The sequence below is a fragment of the Kitasatospora sp. MBT63 genome (assembly GCF_000710465.2).
Taxonomy (GTDB): domain Bacteria; phylum Actinomycetota; class Actinomycetes; order Streptomycetales; family Streptomycetaceae; genus Kitasatospora.
In genome coordinates this window covers 10,508-13,743 of the sequence record NZ_JAIZ01000571.1, presented here as the reverse complement: position 1 = coordinate 13,743, position 3,236 = coordinate 10,508, and the positions used below count along the sequence as shown (strand labels likewise).

General features: G+C 72.2%; 3 protein-coding genes. All 3 read left to right on the top strand.

Annotated features, from left to right (window positions below):
- Positions 1-86: 86 nt before the first annotated feature.
- The 3 genes from AA75_RS29960 to AA75_RS53555 all read left to right on the top strand — a co-directional run bounded on the left by AA75_RS29960 (position 87) and on the right by AA75_RS53555 (position 3,230).
- Positions 87-857 (top strand): helix-turn-helix domain-containing protein, encoded by a 771-nt coding sequence (locus tag AA75_RS29960; protein WP_051813732.1) that lies wholly within the window; start codon positions 87-89, stop codon positions 855-857.
- A 250-nt stretch (positions 858-1,107) separates the two neighbouring features.
- Entirely contained in the window at positions 1,108-1,779 is a 672-nt protein-coding gene (locus AA75_RS29955) for a DUF4142 domain-containing protein (protein ID WP_033823433.1), read from the top strand.
- A gap of 68 nt (positions 1,780-1,847) precedes the next feature.
- Positions 1,848-3,230, top strand: a complete 1,383-nt coding sequence (locus AA75_RS53555; RefSeq protein ID WP_033823432.1) for a DUF1996 domain-containing protein — start codon at positions 1,848-1,850, stop codon at positions 3,228-3,230.
- The last annotated feature ends 6 nt before the right edge of the window (positions 3,231-3,236 follow it).

Below are 3,236 nucleotides of genomic sequence, written 5' to 3'. Positions count from 1 at the left end.
GACCGGCCCGGCACCCCCGCCGACCGCCCGGTGCCGGGCCCCCGGACCCGGCACCGCCATCCGCGCACCCCCTGGAAGGGGGCGCTGTGGATGCGCTGACCCTGCCGGTCGGCGAGCGCGGGGAACTGGTGCTGCGCCGGCCCCCCGGACCCGCCGCCGACGCCGCACCGCGGCAACGCCCCGGCACGGTCCAGGCGGTGGCGCTCTCCGCGGCGCCGGGGCCGCCCCCGCCGGGCCTGTCCCCCACCAAGGTGATCGCCTACCTGCACGGGCCCGAACCGTACCTGCTGATCCCCGACCCCGTACCCGGCATGCACCGCACCCTCGTCCGCTGGCTGCGGGGCGGCTCGGCGGTGGTGGGGCCGGTGGTGGCCCGCGCCGACGCCGGCGCCTCCCTGCGCTGGGCGCGGACTCTGCTGGCGCTGGCCCCGCAGCGGCCGGGCGCCGCCGGTGAACTCCTCTTCGTCGAGGACCACCTGGCCCAGGTGGTGCTCTTCCAGGACCCGCTGCTGGCCGGCCACCTGTCGGCCAAGTGGCTCGCCAGACTCAACGACCTGACACCGCGCCGGCGCGAGATGCTGGAGCAGACCCTGCTCGCCTGGCTGGAGGGAGGCGGCGCGACCAGAGCCGCGCTGCTGCTGCGCCTGCACCCGCAGACCGTCCGCTACCGGCTGCGGCAGCTGGAGCGGCTGTTCGGCGCCAGCCTGCGCACCTCCCAGGCGCGGTTCGAGATCCTGCTGGCACTGAAGATCCACGGCATGGCCGCCGAGTTCGCCCGGCTGCGCCGCCGCGCCGAGCAACTGCCCGCCCCCCGGGCGTCCGAGCCCCACCAGGACGGCCCACCCGGCACCCGCTGAGGGCCGTGGCCGCTCCTTGACCGACCCAGATCCCGTGACCTTCGACCGGGACCTGCGAACACCCGGATCCGTCCGTTGCCGTGCGTTCCACGGCGGAACCGTGCTGCGGTTCCGCGGCAGGTTCCACGCGGCCGATCGGGGCCCGCCGCGGCGGGCCGGCGTGCTCGCACATCCCGGCGTGATGAGGAAACCGATGTCATCTTCGAGGAAGAAGCGCGGACCCGGAGCCGCTCCCTACGGAATCCCCAAGGTGAGCCGACTTCCGCGATCGTTCGCCACTCTTCTCGTGATCGTGGCCATGATCTCCACGGTCGCCGCCCTGGTGGTCCCCATCGTGCGCTCGGCGGGCTCGTACCGAACTCCCCAGGCGGCCGATGTACCGGGGACGGTGCAGACACCGACCGGGCCGCTGACACCGCTGGACCGGGACTTCGTCAAGCGGGTCAGGCTGGCCGGGCTGTGGGAGATCCCCGCCGGCCGGATGGCCCTCGACAAGGGCGGGACCCCCGAGGTCAAGACGGCCGGCCAGCATCTGATCGACGGGCACACCGACCTCGACCGCGCCGACCTGGAGACGGCCAGGACCCTCAACATGGACGTGCCCGCGGAGCCGAACGCCCAGCAGAAGGCCTGGCTCAAACAGCTGGACGACGCCCAGGGCCCCGAGTTCGACCGGCTGTTCGCCAACATCGTGCGCAACGCCCACGGCCAGGTGTTCGCCGTCGTCGCGCAGGTCCGCGCCAGCACCCAGAACTCCACCGTCCGCGACCTGGCGACCATGGCCAACTCCACGGTGCTGGACCACATGTCGGTCCTGGAGGACACCGGACTGGTCAAGTTCGGCGACCTCACCGGTCCGCCCAGCGGGACGCCCTCCCCGTCCGCGAGCCCGGTCCCGGCGCCCGCGGGGACACAGCGCTAGGAGGGGCGCAGCACGAAGGCCGGCAACGGCCTGTCCGAGACACCCGATCCATTTTCGAAGGTGCGACTATGCGGATTCACAAACGCGGCAAATCCCGCCGCCGAGGCCTTGCCCTGCTGCTGGCCGGGGTGCTGGCGGTCACCGGGGCGTCGGTCCTCGCGGCGGCGGCGTTCGCCGGGCAGGGCCCGTGGCGGTCCCAGGCGGCCACCCAGCTCGGTACGGTCGCCTGCGCCGACGTCGGCTCCGGCCTGGCAGCGGTGCCGGACGCCGCCCAGGCCGACGTCGACCAGAGCCTCGCCGACCTCGACGTCCAGGTCGCCGACGCCTACCAGGACCTCTCGAAGGCCGGCTCCAAGGGCGGCGAGAACAAGGTGATGGGCGCCCTCGCCGCGAAACGCACCACCACCCTGAAGAAGCTCTCGTCCAGCGCCGGACCGGACTCGGGGCTCCCCAAGGACCTGTCCGCGCTCGCGAACTGCTCCATCCGGCGCGATCTGGAGGTCGACGCCTCCGCCAAGGACTTCGCCCCCGAGTCCGCCAAGGCCGCCGCCGACCGCAGCAGGTCCTCGGGCGGCGCGTCCAAGCTGGGCCGCGGTTTCGTCGACATCAAGTCCGTCGCCCCGAACGCCAAGCCCGCCCGCACCGGGCCCGCCTCCGGCACATTCACCTCGCAGTGCGGACGCAACGAGAACCGCCACCTCAACCCGGACAACGTGATCGTGGCCCCCGGCGTCAGCAACGGCGCCCACCACATGCACGACTACGTCGGCAACAACGCCACCAGCGCGTTCTCCCCCAACGGCCGGCTCGCCGCCTCCGGCACCACCTGCTCCAACGGCGACCAGTCGGCCTACTACTGGCCGGTGCTGCGCCTGCTCAACGGCAGCAACGACAGCGACCTCAAGGCACCGGGCGGCGGCAAGGACCGCAACGTCGGCAAGATCCTCCAGCCGGCCGAGGTCAACATCACCTACACCTCCGCCACCGGGAACAAGGTCCAGTCCATGACCCGCTTCCTGCGCATCATCACCGGCGACGCCAAGGCCCTCACCAACGGACCGGCCAACGCCCACGCCTCCTGGAGCTGCACCGGCTTCGAGGACCGGCAGCTCGTCGACAAGTACCCCGCCTGCCCGAGCGGCAGCCGGGTGGTGCGGACCCTGAAGTTCCCGGACTGCTGGGACGGCAAGAACATCGACAGCGCCAACCACCGCACCCACACCGCCTTCTCCGACAAGAAGGGGGTCTGCCCGAAGAACCTCAAGGCGATCCCCCAGCTGACCGAGCGGGTCGCCTACGACGTCCCGTCCGGGGTCAAGTTCGCCGTCGACAGCTTCCCCGAGCAGCTCCACAACCCGATCACCGACCACGGCGACTTCATCAACGTGATGAACAAGGGCCTGCTCGACCAGATGGTGAGCTGCATCAACGAGGGCCGGCGCTGCGGATGACCCCCG

What these genes read in the sequence shown, in the direction of transcription:
- AA75_RS53555 (WP_033823432.1), top strand. Translation starts at nt 1,848, where the DNA reads ATGCGGATTCACAAACGCGGCAAATCCCGCCGCCGAGGCCTTGCCCTG.